The organism is Variovorax sp. 20P10.2.4 (genome assembly GCF_058244205.1).
Genome location: NZ_JBZAYE010001028.1, coordinates 1 through 1,721, shown reverse-complemented (window position 1 = coordinate 1,721; position 1,721 = coordinate 1). Strand labels below are relative to the sequence as shown.

Here is a 1,721-nt window from a genome sequence, read left to right as displayed (position 1 = left end):
GCCCATTTGCCGGCCCAGGTCCAGTCGCGGCCGCCGCGCTCGCCGCGGTAGCCCCACATCGCATCGGCCGTGTTGGCGAAGCGGTAGAGCGCCGCGCCCGGCAGGCCCAACAGCAGGAACCAGAACACCGGCGCCACCAGCGAATCGTTGAGGTTCTCGGCCAGCGATTCGATCGCGCTCTCGCGCACCTCGCGCTCGCCGAGCAGCGAGACATCGCGGCTCACGAGGCGCGCGAGCCGCGCCCGGCCCGCTTCCAGCGATTCGCCGAGCGCGGCCTCGACCGCGAGCACCTCGTCGCGCAGCATGCGCCAGGCGAACAGCGGCTTGAGCAGAAGGCCCAGCAGCAGCGCGAAAGCCCAGGCCGGCAGCGCGCTCTGCAGCACCGCCTGCAGCGCCACGGCGATCGCGAGCACGGCCAGCGCGCCCGCGCACCAGGCGATGGCGCCGAGCACGAAGGCGCGTCCTGCCTTGCCGGAAGCCGCGCCGAACGGCGGCGCGATGCGCGCGCCGGCCCAGCCCAGGTAGCGCCCGATCCACACCACCGGATGCCAGCGCGCGGGCGGTTCGCCGAGCCAGAGGTCGACCGCGAGCGCGATCCACAGCGCGACCAGCATGGCCAGCACGGGAGCGGTGAAATCGATGGCCGGCATGGCGCGATTGTCCCGAATCAGACGGCCGGCCGCGGCCGGCGGTGCCGCTGCCACTGGGTCAGCGCGCCGAGCGCGAGCAGCACCGCCATGCCGAACAGCGCCCAGAGCGCGCGCACCACCGAGGCGCTGCGCGGCGCGGGCACGGTCTCGGGCTGCGGTTCGAGCCGCAGGCCGCGCACGGGTTGGGTCGCGGCCTCGTTGCCTTGTTTCTGTTTGCTTTCACTCGGTGCCGGCGACTCGGCCTGCGTGGCCGGGGCCGTGGCGCCCCGCACCTCTACCGGCACCTCCACCGGCACCACGACCGGCTTCGGCGGCACGTTCATCGCCGCCCGTGCGAAGCGCTCCACCGCCACGTTGCGCTCGCGCAGCCCGCTGGCCTGCGCCGCCTGCGCATAGGCCTGCGCGAGCTCGCGCCGCGTCGCGGCATCGGGCGACCAGTAGTTCAGGCGCACCGCATCGAGCATGCGCTCCAGCGTCTGCGCGTAGGCCGCGCGGTTCGCACCCTCGAGCCAGGCGCGCGTGCCGAGCCGCTCGCGGTCGCGCACATAGGTGTCGTGCAGCGACTGCCACTGGTCGGGCCGCACCGTGGCCGGCGCGGTCACCTGCCAGCCCCAGAGGAACTGCGCGGTCTTCAGCACCTGCAGCGCGCCGCTGTAGCCCTCGGCCTGCTGCGCGGCGATCCATTGCGGGTGCAGGTAGCGCGTCTGCATCTCGCGCGCGATCGCGCCGGCGGCGGTGTCGGTGCGCACCGCGCCGGTGTCGCGCAGGTTCTGCACATAGAGCGCCGGATCCTTGCCCGTGAGATGGCGCACCGCCTGCGCGATGCCGCCGAGGTACTGGAAGGGATCGTCGTTGGTCAGCACGCCATAGAGGTTGGAGCTGCGCGCCATCAGCGCCGCGTCGACCTGCGCGAGATTGCCCGCGAAGGCGCCGGGCCGCGCGGCGCCGTCGAGGCCCTGGCCATAGGCGTGGCCCATGCGGTCGATGAACAGGCCCGCCATCTGCGCGTCGCCGCCGCCGCGGCGCTGCGAGCGCCAGAGCTCGCTCGCGAGCGCCGCCTCCTCGAGCCCG

Annotated in this window: 2 protein-coding genes; both read right to left on the bottom strand. The window is 74.0% G+C overall.

Going from position 1 to position 1,721, the window contains the following annotated elements; all coding sequences use genetic code 11:
* On the bottom strand, window positions 1-650 hold a 650-nt coding region (locus AC27VN_RS40685), incomplete at its 3' end, for a CobD/CbiB family cobalamin biosynthesis protein (RefSeq protein ID WP_490880392.1).
* 17 nt (window positions 651-667) lie between these two features.
* The coding region (locus AC27VN_RS40680; protein ID WP_490880391.1) for a cobaltochelatase subunit CobN at window positions 668-1,721 on the bottom strand (1,054 nt) is incomplete at its 5' end.